This window comes from Nocardia sp. JCM 34519.1, assembly GCF_020361265.1.
Classification (GTDB): Bacteria; Actinomycetota; Actinomycetes; order Mycobacteriales; family Mycobacteriaceae; genus Nocardia; species Nocardia arthritidis_A.
In genome coordinates this window covers 1-14,603 of the sequence record NZ_JAIRBR010000041.1, presented here as the reverse complement: position 1 = coordinate 14,603, position 14,603 = coordinate 1, and the positions used below count along the sequence as shown (strand labels likewise).

At 67.4% G+C, this 14,603-nt stretch carries 16 protein-coding genes; 5 read left to right on the top strand and 11 right to left on the bottom strand.

Going from position 1 to position 14,603, the window contains the following annotated elements:
* Positions 1-3 precede the first annotated feature (3 nt).
* The 3 genes from LGY53_RS43005 to LGY53_RS42995 form a co-directional block, all read right to left on the bottom strand.
* Positions 4-462 (bottom strand): deaminase, encoded by a 459-nt coding sequence (locus tag LGY53_RS43005; RefSeq protein ID WP_225732438.1) that lies wholly within the window; start codon positions 460-462, stop codon positions 4-6.
* A 73-nt stretch (positions 463-535) separates the two neighbouring features.
* On the bottom strand, positions 536-1,249 hold the full coding sequence (locus LGY53_RS43000) for a dihydrofolate reductase family protein (protein WP_225732437.1): 714 nt from the start codon (positions 1,247-1,249) through the stop codon (positions 536-538).
* Positions 1,246-1,890, bottom strand: coding sequence for an aminodeoxychorismate/anthranilate synthase component II (locus LGY53_RS42995; protein WP_225732436.1), 645 nt, complete (start codon positions 1,888-1,890; stop codon positions 1,246-1,248). The genes LGY53_RS43000 and LGY53_RS42995 overlap by 4 nt, the downstream gene beginning before the upstream one ends.
* 247 nt (positions 1,891-2,137) lie before the next feature.
* Here LGY53_RS42995 and crgA point away from each other — a divergent pair, with 247 nt between their 5' ends.
* On the top strand, positions 2,138-2,401 hold the full coding sequence (gene crgA / locus LGY53_RS42990; protein WP_167471279.1) for a cell division protein CrgA: 264 nt from the start codon (positions 2,138-2,140) through the stop codon (positions 2,399-2,401).
* Positions 2,402-2,461: 60 nt separating this feature from the next.
* Positions 2,462-2,908 (top strand): PH domain-containing protein, encoded by a 447-nt coding sequence (locus LGY53_RS42985; RefSeq protein WP_225732435.1) that lies wholly within the window; start codon positions 2,462-2,464, stop codon positions 2,906-2,908.
* 18 nt (positions 2,909-2,926) lie between these two features.
* Here the strand turns inward: LGY53_RS42985 and LGY53_RS42980 are convergent, their stop codons facing one another.
* Positions 2,927-3,454 carry a peptidylprolyl isomerase gene (locus tag LGY53_RS42980; protein WP_308103114.1) on the bottom strand — a complete coding sequence of 176 codons (528 nt, stop codon included), beginning with the start codon at positions 3,452-3,454 and terminating at the stop codon, positions 2,927-2,929.
* Positions 3,455-3,548: 94 nt separating this feature from the next.
* Here LGY53_RS42980 and LGY53_RS42975 point away from each other — a divergent pair, with 94 nt between their 5' ends.
* Positions 3,549-3,752, top strand: a complete 204-nt coding sequence (locus LGY53_RS42975; protein ID WP_225732433.1) for a hypothetical protein — start codon at positions 3,549-3,551, stop codon at positions 3,750-3,752.
* 4 nt (positions 3,753-3,756) lie between these two features.
* On the opposite strand, the gene LGY53_RS42970 is transcribed toward LGY53_RS42975, so the two are convergent.
* From LGY53_RS42970 to LGY53_RS42960, 3 genes are all read right to left on the bottom strand, one after another.
* A complete protein-coding gene (locus LGY53_RS42970; RefSeq protein ID WP_225732432.1) occupies positions 3,757-4,605 on the bottom strand; it encodes an ABC transporter permease in 849 nt (282 codons plus the stop codon).
* Positions 4,602-5,585 carry an ATP-binding cassette domain-containing protein gene (locus LGY53_RS42965; RefSeq protein WP_225732431.1) on the bottom strand — a complete coding sequence of 328 codons (984 nt, stop codon included), beginning with the start codon at positions 5,583-5,585 and terminating at the stop codon, positions 4,602-4,604. Before LGY53_RS42965 ends, LGY53_RS42970 begins: the two co-directional genes overlap by 4 nt.
* 782 nt (positions 5,586-6,367) lie before the next feature.
* Complete coding sequence (locus LGY53_RS42960) at positions 6,368-7,297, bottom strand: acyl-CoA dehydrogenase family protein (protein ID WP_225732430.1); 930 nt, start codon at positions 7,295-7,297, stop codon at positions 6,368-6,370.
* Positions 7,298-7,452: 155 nt separating this feature from the next.
* Here LGY53_RS42960 and LGY53_RS42955 point away from each other — a divergent pair, with 155 nt between their 5' ends.
* Complete coding sequence (locus tag LGY53_RS42955; RefSeq protein ID WP_225732429.1) at positions 7,453-8,157, top strand: YoaK family protein; 705 nt, start codon at positions 7,453-7,455, stop codon at positions 8,155-8,157.
* 4 nt (positions 8,158-8,161) lie between these two features.
* Here the strand turns inward: LGY53_RS42955 and LGY53_RS42950 are convergent, their stop codons facing one another.
* The 4 genes from LGY53_RS42950 to LGY53_RS42935 all read right to left on the bottom strand — a co-directional run bounded on the left by LGY53_RS42950 (position 8,162) and on the right by LGY53_RS42935 (position 12,431).
* The gene (locus LGY53_RS42950; RefSeq protein WP_225732428.1) at positions 8,162-8,569 is read right to left on the bottom strand and encodes a hypothetical protein; all 408 of its coding nucleotides are present in this window, start codon (positions 8,567-8,569) and stop codon (positions 8,162-8,164) included.
* Positions 8,570-8,580: 11 nt separating this feature from the next.
* Positions 8,581-9,102, bottom strand: a complete 522-nt coding sequence (locus LGY53_RS42945) for an ester cyclase (protein ID WP_225732427.1) — start codon at positions 9,100-9,102, stop codon at positions 8,581-8,583.
* A 67-nt stretch (positions 9,103-9,169) separates the two neighbouring features.
* Positions 9,170-9,586 carry a nuclear transport factor 2 family protein gene (locus LGY53_RS42940; protein ID WP_167471269.1) on the bottom strand — a complete coding sequence of 139 codons (417 nt, stop codon included), beginning with the start codon at positions 9,584-9,586 and terminating at the stop codon, positions 9,170-9,172.
* A gap of 34 nt (positions 9,587-9,620) precedes the next feature.
* Positions 9,621-12,431 carry a BTAD domain-containing putative transcriptional regulator gene (locus LGY53_RS42935; protein ID WP_225732426.1) on the bottom strand — a complete coding sequence of 937 codons (2,811 nt, stop codon included), beginning with the start codon at positions 12,429-12,431 and terminating at the stop codon, positions 9,621-9,623.
* A gap of 149 nt (positions 12,432-12,580) precedes the next feature.
* Here LGY53_RS42935 and LGY53_RS42930 point away from each other — a divergent pair, with 149 nt between their 5' ends.
* On the top strand, positions 12,581-13,972 hold the full coding sequence (locus tag LGY53_RS42930) for an MFS transporter (RefSeq protein ID WP_255663600.1): 1,392 nt from the start codon (positions 12,581-12,583) through the stop codon (positions 13,970-13,972).
* Positions 13,973-14,603 lie beyond the last annotated feature (631 nt).

Below are 14,603 nucleotides of genomic sequence, written 5' to 3'. Positions count from 1 at the left end.
ATATTACGACAGGTCGAGATGCCGGTTCAGCGCCATGGCCGCCGCGGCGAGTTCGGGCAGTTCCACCACCTCGACACCGTGCTCGCGCAGTCGCTCGACGCCGACGCAGTTGGTCACGAACAGCGCGGGCTCGCGCCAGGCGATCACCACCCGGCGGATCCCGGCCCGCAGGATGCGTTCCGTACAGGGCGCCCGGGTCGCCGTCGCGCGCTTCGTGCACGGCTCCAGGGTGCTGTAGATCGTCGCCGCGGCCAGCCGCCGATCGTCCGCGGGCAGTTTGTTCAGCGCGGATTCTTCGGCGTGCACCTTCTCATCGGTCTCGCGGGAGAAACCGGTGGATATCTCCACACCGTCGACGACGATCACCGCGCCGACCGAATAGGCGGTCGTGCTCGGTGGGCAGCGACGCGCGAGTTCGATTGCCCGGAGCATGAATCGGTGGTCGGCATCCTGGGTGGGCATGCGCTACCTCTCTGAATTCCGCTGGTGCACAGTGGTTGCCGAGCTACCGCGGCGATACGGCCCGCGGCACAGCCTATTCGATACCCGCCCAACCTCTCGGTTTCGCCTCCGGCTTCGCGAGATAACACAGCACCGCGACGTCACCGACCCGCGATACGTCGACGAGCCGCAACCGACGCCCCGGCCCGCCGGGAAATTTCGCCGGATCGACGAAACGCGGCGCCGCCGGATCGCCGACCAGAATGGGTGCGATCGCCAACCGCAACTCGTCGACCAGATCGGCGGCGAGGAATTGGGTGAGAACGCGGGTTCCGCCCTCCACCATCAGCCGCCGGATACCGCGGCGACCCAGCTCATCGAGCAGCGTGGCGAAATCGAGTTCGGGGCCGAGCGAGACGATCTCGGCGAGTCCGGCCAGCCGGTCACCGAGCGCCGATAGCCCGGAATCGGTTGTGCAGACCAGCTTTTCCCCACCGTGCCGCCAGAAATTCAGGTCGGCTCCCAGCGCGCCGCTCGCGGTCACCGTGACCTTGAGCGGATACTCCGGCTTGCCCGCGGCCACCCGCGCCGCTCGCCGTTGCGCGCTATTGACCAGCAGCCGTGGATTGTCCCGCCGCATGGTCTGCGCGCCGATCAGGATCGCGTCGGATTCGGCGCGCAGCTGATCGACCCGGTCCAGATCCGCCGCGTCGGACAGAATCAGCCTGTCCGCGCTCGCGTCATCGATATATCCGTCGAGGCTCGCGGCCGCGGAGAGCAGCACATAGGGGCGCGACCACGCGGTCACTGCACCACCAGTGCCGCGACCTCCGCCTCCAGCGTCTGGACCAGCCCCTCGGCGGGCCGCTCACCGCACACCTCGAGCCAATTGGCCAGCATCCGGTGCCCGCCCTGGGTGAGTACGGATTCGGGGTGGAACTGCACGCCGTGAATCGGCAGGGTCCGGTGCCGCATCGCCATCACGATGCCGCTCTCGGTGCGGCCGAGCACCTCGATCTCGGCGGGCAGCGTCTCCTCCAGCACGGTGAGCGAGTGGTAGCGGGTCGCGGTGAACGGATCCGGCAGCCCGGCGAGCACACCCGCGCCGACGTGGAATACCGAACTCGTCTTGCCGTGCAACAGTTCGGGCGCGCGGGTGACCGTGGCGCCGAAGGCCTCACCGATGGCCTGATGCCCGAGGCACACCCCGAGCAGCGGCGTGCGGTGCCGCGCGCAGGCGTGCACCAGGTCGATGCTGCGGCCGGCCCGGTCCGGCGTGCCCGGGCCCGGGCTGATCAGGATCCCGTCGAAGTCGGCGACCACCGCGTCGACATCGGCAAGCCGCTGGTCGTCGTTGCGCCAGACAGTGGCCTCGACACCCAACTGGCCGAGGTACTGCACCAGGTTGAAGACGAAGCTGTCGTAATTGTCGACGACCAGAACACGCATGGTTCGAGATTACGTGCACACCCGCCAGAGCGTCGCGCGGAATACCAGTTGGGATAGCCTAGAGACACACCGGCGGGCGCCGGAGCTCTCGCTGCGTGCGACCCACAACAACGCCATAGCGAGCCGCAACCCACCGCGACCGGGGAGTCCGAATCGGACAGTCGCGGCAGGTGGCGAGTCCGGCTCGGCTCACATACAACCGAATCCGCCCCGCCGGTACCGACCGCACGCCGAACACGAGGACGTCATGCCCAAGTCCAAGGTCCGTAAGAAGACCGACTACACGATCAACCCCGCCAGCCGGATCCCGGTGAAGGTGAAGGGTGGTCCGTCACCGGTCTGGTACGTCGCGATCATGCTCGGCTTCATGCTCGCCGGGCTGATCTGGCTGCTCGTCTACTACCTGGCAGGCGATCAGCTCACGTGGATGAACGACCTCAACGCCTGGAACTTCCTGATCGGCTTCGGTCTGATGGTGATCGGCCTGATCATGACCATGCGCTGGCGCTGATTACAGACATGTCATTCATTCACACCTGTGGATGAGCCTGTGGACAACTCGAGGAAAAACTTGGGGATCGAATCTTCCGAGCCCCGGCTCACCTGGACCACCCCGGCCCCCGCGCTGACCGCGGTCGCGGTCGGCGGGGTCTGTCTGGTGGTGGCCGCGATCCTGGCCGACGACGGACCGAGCCGCCTGCTGATCGGCCTGGCCGCCGCCGGGCTGCTCGGCCTGGCCGGGCTCGGCCTCCGGCAGCGGCCACGATTCACCATCGTGCCGGGCGCGGAGCCGAAGTTGGTGGTGCGCGGCCTGTCCGGCCCCACCGAATACACCCGCGACCAGATCACCCGGGCCCGGGTGGTCGGCTACCGCCGCCTCGGCCGCAAGATGCCGATGTTGGAGATCGATGTGGAGCACGATGGCGCCGAGCGGCTGCTGATCTTCGGCCGCTGGGATCTCGGCGCGAATCCGAACGACGTCTTCGAATCCCTCATCACGACTGGGCTCGCCAAATAGCGGCGAGCCCAGCGTGGCTCATTCCAGCGTGATCTTGGCGATCGTCACGGGTTCGACCGGACGATCGTTGCGATCGGTGCGAGTGGTGGCGATGGCGTCGACGACTTTGCGCGAATCCGGGTCGATCACCTCGCCGAAGATGGTGTGCCTGCGGTTGAGGTGCGGCTGCTGGCCGACGGTGATGAAGAATTGGGAGCCGTTGGTGCCCGGGCCCGCATTGGCCATCGCGAGCAGGTAGCCGCGGTCGAAGCGCAGCTCTGGGTGGAATTCGTCGCCGAATTCGTAGCCGGGCCCGCCGCGGCCGGTGCCGGTCGGGTCGCCGCCCTGAATCATGAATCCGGGGATTACGCGATGGAAGATCGCGCCGTCGTAGAACGGACCGGAGCTGCCGCCGCTCGCATTCGCGGTGGTGTACGGCGCGGAACCGTCGGCGAGGCCGATGAAATTGCGCACCGTCTTGGGGGCGTGGTTACCGAAGAGCGAGATCTTGATATCGCCGTGATTGGTGTGCAGCGTCGCAACAGCAGTCTGATTCGGTGAGGTCACGCGGGACATCGTGCCATGACCCGCCGCACATTCCGGGGATTGGGTGTGACCAGTGCCTACTGCGCGATGCGCCCGGCTGTGCCAAAGTGGTCGAATGACCTTGGGGCGCTTCCACCTCTCCGCACGAATCCGGAACCGATTGTTGATCGCGACCTTCGCCGCGCTCGCCGGTGGCGTGGCGTGGTTGGTGCGCAGCAAACGACCGCAGCCGCCGGAGCCCGCACCCGCCCCGCCGCGAATCGGCTACTCGCGCAACGGTTCCGCGCCGACACCGGCGGGCGCCGGCGCGGGGGCCTGACCCGTCAGCGGCTGACGGTCCGCTTGTACTGCCGCTGCGCCAGCGGCACGAAGACCGCGAGGATGATCACCACCCAGATCAGCGTCGTCGCCACCGGATGCTGCATCGGCCAGGTATCCGGTTTCGGCGCAAGCGGACTGGTATTGCCGAACAGGTCGCGGGTCGCCTGGGTCACCGCCGATACCGGATTCCATTCGGCGAAGATTCGCAGCACGGTCGGCAGTTTGTCGATCGGCACGAAGGTGTTGGCCAGGAACGTCAGCGGGAAGATCACCATGAAGCTGGCGTTGTTGAACACCTCCGGCGCCCGCACCAGCAGTCCGACCACCGCCATGATCCAGGAGATCGCGTAGGCGAACAGCAGTAGCAGCACATAGCCGAGGACCACGTCGACGAACGATCCGCGGATCCGCCAGCCGACGAGCAGACCGGTGAGCGACATGACCGTCAGGCTCACGACATTGATCACCACATCGCTGACCGTCCGCCCGAACAGCACCGCCGACGGCGCCATCGGCAGCGAGCGGAACCGGTCGATGATGCCCTTCTGCATATCCTCGGCCAGGCCGGCGCCGGTGAACGACGCACCGAATACGACGGTCTGCGCGAAGATGCCCGCGATCAGGAATTCCCGGTACCCGCCCGACAGTCCGGGCACATCGATGGCCGCGCCGAAGATATAGGCGAACAGCAGCACGAACATGATCGGCGACAGCGTCGAGAAGATCAGCACATCGGGCACTCGCTTGATCTTGATGACATTGCGTTTCGCGATGGTCAGGCTGTCGCCCGCCAGGATCAGCAGACGGTCGATGATGGCGGGCGGTGTGGCGACGGCCGGAACGGCGGTCATCGGTTTCCTTCCGTCGTATCGAATTCGCGGGTGGTGAGCGCATCGGCCTCGTGGCCGGTCAGCGTCAGGAAGACATCGTCGAGCGAGGGTCTGCGCAGTCCGACGTCGTGGATCCGCACGTTCAGCTCGGTGAGCCGCCCGACCGCCGCGACCAGCGCCTGCGATCCGTCGGCCACCGGGACGGTGATCCGGCGCAGACCGGGCTCGAGGTGAATCTCCCCGTCCGCCAACGGTTTCAGCGCCTGCAGCGCCGTCGCGAGATTGTCCGGGTGATCGACGGTGAGCTCGATTCGGTCGCCGCCGACCGCGGTCTTCAACTCGTCCGCGGTGCCGCGGGCGATAACCCTGCCGTGGTCGATCACCGCGATGGCGTCGGCGAGCCGGTCGGCCTCCTCCATGTACTGCGTGGTGAGCAGCAGAGTGGTGCCGCCTGCCACCAGCTCCTCGATGACATCCCAGAGGTCGAGGCGCGCCCGCGGATCCAGCCCGGTGGTCGGCTCGTCCAGGAACAGCACCGGCGGATTGGCGACCAGCGCACCCGCCAGATCCAGGCGGCGGCGCATACCGCCGGAGTAGCCCTTGACCGGACGGTCGGCGGCGTCGGACAGGCGGAAACGCTCCAGCAGTTCCCTGGCCCGCTCCTTACTGCGCCGCACCCCCATGTGGTACAGCCGCCCGACCATCTCCAAATTCTCGAAGCCGGTGAGATATTCGTCGACCGCGGCGTACTGGCCGGACGCGCCGATCCGGGAGCGCAGCAGCTGCGGATCGCGCAGCACATCGATGCCCGCGACGGTCGCCCGCCCGGCATCCGGTATCAGCAGCGTGGTGAGCACCCGGACGGTGGTGGTCTTGCCCGCGCCGTTCGGCCCGAGCAGTGCGGTGACCGTGCCCTCGGGCACCGTCAGATCCAGGCCATCCAGGGCGATCAGTTGGCCATAGCGTTTGACCAGCCCTTCGGCGACTATTGCATCGGGCATAGCTCTCCTGAGATACGAATGATTCTCGATGACTGGGTATGCGACGCCGACGGTGTTCCGCCGACCGGATCCAGGCGGCCGGTGCTGGGAGTCAGTATTGCCGCCGCCACCGACAATGTTTGGATTTCACCTGGTAGAACCCCGGATCGGGGATATGAAAGCGGTCGCATCCAGATCCAGGCGGTGCTCGGGGGAACCGGATCGGGATGCGACCGCTTCGATCGTCCGCCCATCCGTTGGACCGATCGCGCGTATCGGACTACCCGAATCCCCCGATCTCGGTACTCGACTCCTCTCCCCATGTTTTCTCTATACAAAGTACATAGTTTCTGTCGATTCGGCAACCCCGCGAACCGAGCGCGACATGCCCGGACCGCCTACGACACGCGACAAATCCGACCGATTCCGGGTCCATCTGGAACCACCGGACGCGATTCATGCCACACGCAGACCGGTCGGCATTTTTCCTCGACGCCATACCGATAGACCGACAGTTTTTCCCAAAGGCGTTGTAATACGTTGTGTATCAACAACTTTGACATCGCGATTGGTTACTCGACCACAATCCGGCCGCCGAGTTGTGCACCGTGCCAGCGGAGGTCCGCTCCGCGGAAGGTAAGCCGACCCCAAAAAACTTCAAAAGTGCCGCTCCCCACGCGCACGGAATCTCGAATCATCGCGTAGGATCGTTCACGTCGGCCCCTCCCCCCCGGGCCGACCTTACGCGGGCCTCGGCTAACTCCCCCCCTTCGCCGAGGCCCGCTCCCCATTTCTGGACCGAATCACTCGCCCCGCACCGCCCGCCAGGCCGCGGCCAGCCGCTGCTCCCGCACCCGGCCCGCCGTCGCCAGCAGTGGACGATCGCGCTCCCACCGCGTCCGGATATCCGGATTCACCTGCGCCCATAGCGGATCCAGCTCCGTCAGCACACGCTCGACGAATTCGAAGGCGCCGCCCAAGGCGATATGTGTGCCGGGTGTCGAACCGCCGACGCCCGGAACCCGGCCGAAGCCGTCCACATCGAGCCCACGCACCAGCGCCGCACCGGCCAGCAACCGCTGCGTCACCGCGTCCGGCCAGTCGGATTCCCTGGCCACCCGGACCAGCCAGCCGATGGTCGCCGCCAACACGTGCGCATCCTCGATGGTGCGAAACGGCTTCAGGTAGTCGGCATAGCCGTCGCCCGGCAGCGGCTGCGCCGGTGCGTCGGTGAAAGTCATTGTGGCGTGCGGAATTTCGGGAGCGAACGGGGTCGGCGGCAGCTGCGTCACCGCGATACCGGGCGCCGAGGCGTCAACCACCGCGACCCGCAGGCGATTGCGCCCGTCCGCGACGCCCACGCTGGCGACAACGATCAGGCGGCGGGCGTAAGCACCAAGGGTCGCAAAGGATTTCGTACCGTTGAGCACCCAGCCCGCCGCGGACTCGGTGAGCGTCGTCCGGATCTGCGCCGGATGCGCGCCGCCCGGCTCCGTCGCGCACAGCGCCGCCAATTCCGCGGGCAGGCCGGGAAGTAGGGACCGCAGCGCCTCCTGGTAACCGGACAGGAACGCGAATCCCAGTCGGTCGGCGCCGAATCCGCCGACCAGGGCCACGTCGAGCGTCCGGTCGAAGAGCCGGCCCGCCTCTTGATGCCGCGCCCACACCGCGCCGATATCGGCGATCGGGTCCGGCGGTACGGCGGTGATCAGGTGATCGAATACGGAGTCCACGCGTCACGGTAACCCCGAATCCCGATCTACCGGACGGCACGGAGAATGGTAATTATTCAGCAAACGTATCGGATGTGCGGCGATGCACACTTCACACATTCGGCGAAGCAGGTATCACTTGATGGGGTAGCCCCTGTCGCAAAGGAGCCTTACCTGTGCAGCAACCGGACGAAGACCGTAGAAAGGCACTATTCGACAGCGAGGCCCGCCTGTCCTGGGTGCTCGCGGCACTGGCCGGGCTCATCGGAGCGGCCGCATTCACGCACACCGCTGGCTATTTCGTCACCTTCATGACCGGCAATACCGAACGGGCTGTCCTCGGGCATTTCCACGGTCAAACGGATGTCGCGATACCCGCGACGCTGCTGCTGATCTCCTTCCTGGCCGGCGTGATCGTCGCATCCTGGTGCCGCCGACACTATTGGTCCGGGCATCCGCACGGCCCGGTCCTGCTCACCACCGTATGTCTGGCGATGGCTTCGCTGACCGATGCGATCATCCACAAGGCGAACCAGGCGGACATAAGCTTCGTCCCAATCCTGTTCGTCGCCTTCGGGGTCGGCGCGCTCAACACCTCATTCGTCAAGAACGGCGAGGTTTCGGTGCCGCTCAGCTATGTCACCGGCACCCTGGTGAAACTCGGCCAGGGCATCGAAAGGCATATCGGCGGCGGCGATTACGCCGACTGGCTCGGCTATTTCCTGCTGTACCTGAGCTTCGCGGCGGGCGCGCTGCTCGGTGGTCTGCTGAGCCTGGTGGTCGCCGGATGGGCGATGCTGATCACCGCCACCGTCGTCTGCCTGATCGTCACCTACTACACCTACCTGCACCTGGACCGGCACGGGCCGCCCGCGCCCTGACCCGTCAGCAATGGCCCTTGTGCCAGGTCTCCAGCACCTGCACATCGGCCTGCACGGCGTCGGTGCTGACCTCGCCGCGCCGGTCGGGATGCTGCATGGCGATGATCGCCGGACCCGTCGCGCCCTGCGCGGCGCGCTTGATCTCCGGCGGCGCCGCCTGTGAAAAGTTGTACAGGCGCTGGGCCACCGCGTGCACCTCGCCCGGGCTGGTCCCCTGTTGGATGGCGCGCACCGTCGCCACCTCGAATGCGACCTCCGAGCACGGATCGCCGCTCGGCTTGACGCCGCTGTCCTGCGCCGGCGCACCGGGAACCGACGGCGCGGCGGCGCTCGACGGTTTCGATCCGCCATCCGAACTGCCGCAGGCACTGAGCGAGACCACGCAGGCGACCAGCAGGATTGTCCGAACCATATTCCGCTCCCTCATTTTTCGTTGCGCCGGGCGCGCCGCAGCGCCATCCACATCCGCGCGATGTACACGGGTGTCGGTGGCACCCAGCCGAGTTGGGTGGACTGGCCGATATCGTCGCGATTGGCCCAGTGTTCGATCAGCAGCCCGTCGGCCATCCGGCACCAGTGCGTCTGGGTAGCCGCGAAGGATCGTCCGGTGGCCGGAAAGGCTTGTGCGGGACGGGCATCCGCGTCGTAGACGACGAATGTTCCGGTATGGGTGCCGTATGCCGTTGTATGCAGTACCACCAGGTCGCGTTCCACGACCACCTCGTGGATATCCCAGCGCATATCGGAGAACGCCGAGCGCAACCACAGCGCGCTGGCGTAGCAGGCCGACGGCCCGCGGCCGCGGCAGGCCGCGGGTTCGGCCTTGCTCTCCCGATTGATCGCGTCCGGGTGGATGACGGCCGCGAACTCGTCCTCGCCGCCCGAAGCCATCAGCTGGATCGCCCTGGTCGCGGTGCTGCGCAGGTCCTGTGCGGTGTACGTCATCGTCGTGACCCCAGTTCGTCGGATATCTGCCGAGGTCAGACGCTAGGCGGCCGACATTTCACCGGAATTACACCGGAATCTCCAGCGCGGTGAGCAGCGCGGGCACATCGACCAGCGCGGTGTAGCGGACCACCGCGCCGTCGCGCAGTTCCACCGTGTCGATTTCCCGGACGGACACCGGGACGCCGGTGCCGCGCACCGTGCCCTCTAGCCGCCCCAACTGCACGATCCGGTCACCCGCGTCGAAGAGGTGATCGATACACAGGGTGGTATCCAGGTGGCTGATCCGGCGGCCGTAACACTCGAAGAAGCCATCCGGGCCGAAATAGCTTCCACCCCAAGGCAAACGCGAGGACTGCCGCATGGTGAAATCGGCGGTGAGCTTGGCCCGCACCCGATCGAGATCGCCGCGGGCCAATGCGTCGTACCAGTCCGCGACGACGCGCAGATCGTCGGTGGACCGGGGCGGTCGGATCGGCTGCACCCGCAAAGCCTGACCGCCGCCGGTTTCAATCGGCTTACAGATCCGGCCGCTCGGCGGCGGCGAGCTCGATCAACGCGGACCACGACAGCTGTTGTGGCGCAACGGAATCGGTCGTCTTCGCGAATTCCCCGTCCACCCGTTCGGCCAAATCCGTCCCGGCGAATCCGAGGTAGCGGCGCGGATCGGTGCCGAGCCGCTCGGCGTGGTCGGTGACGGCGGCGTGCAGGCGGGCCGCGGTATCTTTCGCGTCGAGCCGGGCCAGGGCGTACGCGACGGTATACACCGCCGAGAGGGCCTCAGAGACATTGGATTCCGCGTGGAAGACGGCCAGCGCGCGGCGCGACAACTCCAGTGCCCGAACGACTTCCGACCGGTCGGCGAGGGCGTCGGCGAGCAGGCACCAGGCCAGCAGCACATCGGAAATGCCCGCGCCCGAATTGAATCCGCATTGCACGCTGAGTTCGCGTGCCCGAGTGAGGTTTTCGACGGCCGCGGCCAGATCGCCATCCTGGAATCGAACGACGCCGATCCCCCACAACGCGGTGGCGTACAGGTACTCCGGTGCGTCGCGGCGCTCGCAGGCCGTCACGAAGTCGGCCGCCGCGACGCGCAGACCGGCCACATCGTGCAGATCCGCCAACGCGTTGCAGCGGCGCAGATGCGCCTCCAGCAGCGAGACATCGTGGGCGGGATCGGATTCGTCCAGCAACCGCAGCGCCGAGTCGGCGTGGTGCAACGCCCGCTCCGGCGCACCGGTGTGCGCCGCGGCCAGCGACAATCCGATATGCGCCCGGGCCGTGTCGATGGGATCCGCATCGGGACAACCGGATAGGGCCTGGCGCAACACCCGCTCACCCTCTCGCACCGCGCCCGCGGTGACCCACATGTAGGCGACCCCGCCCGCGGTGCGCAGCGCGTGCAGCGGCGCATGGTCCAGATCTTCGGCGAAGCCCGCGCGAATATTCGCCAGCTCGGCCGCGAGCGCGACGAGGGCGCCCGCCAGGCCGGGCCCAGTGAACAGCGCCACCTGCTCGCGAACGAAACTCCGCACCCAGGCGGCATGCGTCGCGCGGGTGGCCGCCGGATCCGGATCAATTGCGGCACAGTAGCGGCGGATCGTCTCCAGCATTCGGTAGCGGGCATGCCCGGTGGTCACATCCGCGGTCAGCACCGAACGGTCGACCAGCGCGGCCAGTCCGGCGAAGATGGCGACACCGGCATCCGGGCCGCGCACGAATTCGGCTGCCTGCCAGGTGAATCCGCCCTCGAACGGCCAAAGCCGCAGCAGCAGTGCGCGTTCCGGATCGGCCAGCTGGTCGATGCTCCAGCCGATCGCGGCGTCCAGCGAGGCGTGCGGCGAGACCGAACCGCGCGGGGTGGCGCCCAACACGTCCAGGCGCTCGCGCAGCCGCGCGGCGATATCGGCCAGACCGAAGGAGCGCGCCCGTGCGGCGGCCAGCTCGAGCGCCAGCGGCAGCCCGTCGACGGCGACACAGATCTCCTGCGCCGATACTCTGTCCGCCGCGGTGGGCCGCCAGTCGGCGCGGCTGGCCCGCACCCGGTCGAAGAACAGCTCCAGCGCACCGTCCCCGTCGATCGGCAGCGGCGCCAGCGGCAGCACCTGCTCACCCTCGATACCGGTCGGACGTCTGCTCGTCGCGAGCACCCGCAGCCCCGGACATTCCGTCAGCAGCGATAGCACGAATCCGGCCAGATCGTCGACCAGATGTTCGCAGTTGTCCAGCACCAGCAGACCGGGCCGCTCGGTGAGGGTGCGGCGGATCGCCGCCACCGGATCGGCACCGATCGCACCGATCGCCGCGGCGGCCGTCGCCGCGATGACCTGTGGATCGTGCACGTCGGCCAGCCGCACCAGCCAGGCATCGGACCGGTCGGCGGCGAATTCGATGGCGAGACGGGTCTTTCCGACCCCGGCCGGGCCGACCACCGTCACCATGCGCGAATCGGCGAGCAATTCGGCGAGCAGAGCCGATTCCACCTGACGGCCGATGAACCTGGACAGTGGCCGCGTGATCCGCCGCGGTGGTGGCGGCGGCGCGCTCACCTGTCGGTCGGTGCGGCCGGGCGCCGCGATGAGCAGCAGATCCGGGTCGTGTTCGCGCATCCGGCGCGCCAGCTCGCGCAGTGCGGGACCAGGTTCGACACCCAGTTCGTCGACGAGCAGATCGCGCACCCGCCGCAGCTCCGCCAGCGCCTGACCCTGGCGACCGCTCCGGTACAGCCCCAACGCCAGCAGTTCCCAACGCCTTTCGCGGTAGGGCGTCTCGATCACCGCCTCGCTCAGCTCCGCGATCGCACGGGCGGTGTCGCCGCAGGCCAGCCGCGCCGCCTGCAATTCCTCGACGGCGACGCCGCGCAATTCCACCAAACGCGCCCGCGGACCCGAAACATGCAGCGAATCACCGAGTTCCGCCCACGGCTGGCCGCGCCACAGCGCCAGCGCCGATTCGAAGGTGGCCGCGGCGGTCGCCGGATCCGCCGTCAGCTGCTCGATGCCCTGTCCGACCAAACGCGTGAACCGACCGTTGTCGGTCTGTTCCGGCGTCAGCGCCAGACGGTAACCGGAGCTCGCCGATTCGACGCAAGCACGTCCCTCCGGGCCGAGCGCGGCCCGCAATCGGTGCACAACCACCCGGATGGCGTTGACCACCTCCGCGGTGGGTTCCGCATCCCAAACGGTCTCGGCCAGTACCGAATTCGATACCGGCAGCCCGCCGCCGAGCGATAGCGAGGCCAGCAGCCTGCGCGGCACCGGGCCGCCGAGTTCGATCGGGCTACCGCCGATCTCGACCTGGATCGGGCCGAGCACCCGGCAGTGGATCACGCCGTCACGATAGCCGACCCGCGCCGCTCGTCAACCGCTGTTTTCCGCCTATCGGTCCGGTCATCGGCCACCTGATTTCCACCCGCTTACACCTCGCCCGAGGATTTGGTTCGGCGGGGACCGAACGATTCGCGCGCCAGACTGCGGTCATGACTGCTACGACCACCCATCCATCACCGACCGCCGTCGCGCGACCGAGCCGGGTGCTGGCCGTGATGTGTGCGGGCATGTTCCTGGTGCTGCTCGATGTCACGATCGTCAACGTCGCCCTGCCCAGCATCCGCAACGGTTTCGATGCCAGCACCCCGCTGCTGCAGTGGGTAGTGGACGGCTACGTCGTCGCCATCGCGGGCCTACTGCTGGCGGGCGGCACGATCGGCGACCGGATCGGGCATCGCCGGGTGCTGCTGACCGGTTTCGCGATATTCGGCGCGGCATCGCTGATCTGCGCACTCGCCCCGGCCATCGGCGTGCTGATCGCAGGTCGCATCGTGCAGGGCGTCGGCGGTGCACTGCTGCTGCCGAGCACCATGGCGGTGATCGTCGACGTCTACCCGGACCGGAACGCACAGGCCAAGGCGATCGGCACCTGGGCGGCCATCTCCTCCCTGGCGTTGCCCGCCGGACCCCTGCTCGGCGGCCTGCTGGTCGGCTGGCTGGGCTGGCGCCCGGTCTTCTGGCTCAATGTGCCGCTGACCGCGCTGGCGATCACCGCCGCACTGCTGGTGGTGCCGGACCGGCCGGGCCGCAGGCACGGCGACCGGCTCGATATCGCCGGGCTGGCCGGGTTCGTCGTCGGGCTCGGCGGGCTGGTCTTCACCGTCATCTCGGTCGGTCACCGCGCGAATATCGCGGTCGTCGCCATATCCGCGGCCCTGACCTGTGCCGCACTGACAGTCGCGTTGTTCTCCGCACGACACGCCCCACATCCGGTGCTGCCGCTGGATTTGTTGCGCCGCCGTGCCTTTCGCGCCCCCAACGAGGTCGCACTGATCATGAACCTGGTCTTCAACGGCCTGCTCTTCGTAATAACCCGCTACCTACAGGAAACGCTGCACTACTCGCCGCTCGCCGCAGGCGCATCGGTACTGCCGATGGCCGTCCCGCTAGTAATTCTCGCGCCGGTCTCCGGCCGCCTCACCGCCCAGCGCGGCCCACGCCCAGCCCTCGTCCTCGGCTGCCTACTGGCCATAACCGGCTCCACCCTGCTGACCCAGCTGCACACCAACAGCGGAATCGCTTGGCTACTAGCCGGTTTGACACTACTAGGCTGCGGCGCCGGCTTCACCACCACCGCCGCCGTAGCCGCCGTAGTACGCGCCACCCCACAGGACCGATCCGGTCTGGCCACCGGCGTCTCCAACACCTCCCGCCAAATCGGCACCGCAACCGGTGTAGCCATCTTCGGCGCAATAGCCGGCACCCCACACACCCCCCACTTCACAAACGCACTACCTCCCCTGGCCATCTGCGCCGCCCTCCTATGGACAGCAGCCCTGCTGATCTCACTGCTCGCAGTGGAACCCAACCAACGCCCCTAAGCACCGACCCCGAAAACCCAACCCCACCAACAAAAAAGGCGAGCGCCCACCAAGCGCTCGCCTTCTCACCTCAGAGACCGACGTCAACAATCCCCAACCAGTTGACCGTCACTACCGACACCAAACCCGGTGTCAACACCAAAAGATCACCCCAAACCGCCCCGCCCCACAGGCACGTCGTCGAAGGAAACCGCCCTCCCGCTGAAGAACAACACCCGACCCGCCAACTGACCACCCTGTCCCCCACCAACCTCAAACCCCCTGTCCCACACCACATCACCCGAATCAGCAGCCAACAGCCGCCAACTCACTTGGAACAACTCAACACTGGACCAACCACAAAGTCCCACAACCCCACAAGACAACCCAGAGAAACGCAACAACCCCGTCCCACCATCAAAAAAACGAAACCCCCCAACACCTCGCAACCACAAGGATCAGGGGGAAAGGGGCGGAGCCCCAAGGGGGGTCCGGGGGGCGCAGCCCCGCCGGGTGGGGGTGTGGGGGGGGGGGCCCCCCCCAAAAAACCCCAAAACAGAAAAAGCCCCAGCGGGCCCAGAGGCATAGGCCCCCAAGCGGGGGGGGGGCCGGGAAAGAAACCCCGGGCGCCCCCCCCGCGTAAGGGGGTGTG

Bases quoted from the DNA above. Each gene is read 5' to 3' on its own strand.
- LGY53_RS43005 (WP_225732438.1), bottom strand. From the start codon at position 462: ATGCCCACCCAGGATGCCGACCACCGATTCATGCTCCGGGCAATCGAA.
- LGY53_RS42995 (WP_225732436.1), bottom strand. From the start codon at position 1,890: ATGCGTGTTCTGGTCGTCGACAATTACGACAGCTTCGTCTTCAACCTG.
- crgA (WP_167471279.1), top strand. From the start codon at position 2,138: ATGCCCAAGTCCAAGGTCCGTAAGAAGACCGACTACACGATCAACCCC.
- LGY53_RS42975 (WP_225732433.1), top strand. From the start codon at position 3,549: ATGACCTTGGGGCGCTTCCACCTCTCCGCACGAATCCGGAACCGATTG.
- LGY53_RS42970 (WP_225732432.1), bottom strand. From the start codon at position 4,605: ATGACCGCCGTTCCGGCCGTCGCCACACCGCCCGCCATCATCGACCGT.
- LGY53_RS42965 (WP_225732431.1), bottom strand. From the start codon at position 5,585: ATGCCCGATGCAATAGTCGCCGAAGGGCTGGTCAAACGCTATGGCCAA.
- LGY53_RS42950 (WP_225732428.1), bottom strand. From the start codon at position 8,569: ATGGTTCGGACAATCCTGCTGGTCGCCTGCGTGGTCTCGCTCAGTGCC.
- LGY53_RS42945 (WP_225732427.1), bottom strand. From the start codon at position 9,102: ATGACGTACACCGCACAGGACCTGCGCAGCACCGCGACCAGGGCGATC.
- LGY53_RS42930 (WP_255663600.1), top strand. From the start codon at position 12,581: ATGACTGCTACGACCACCCATCCATCACCGACCGCCGTCGCGCGACCG.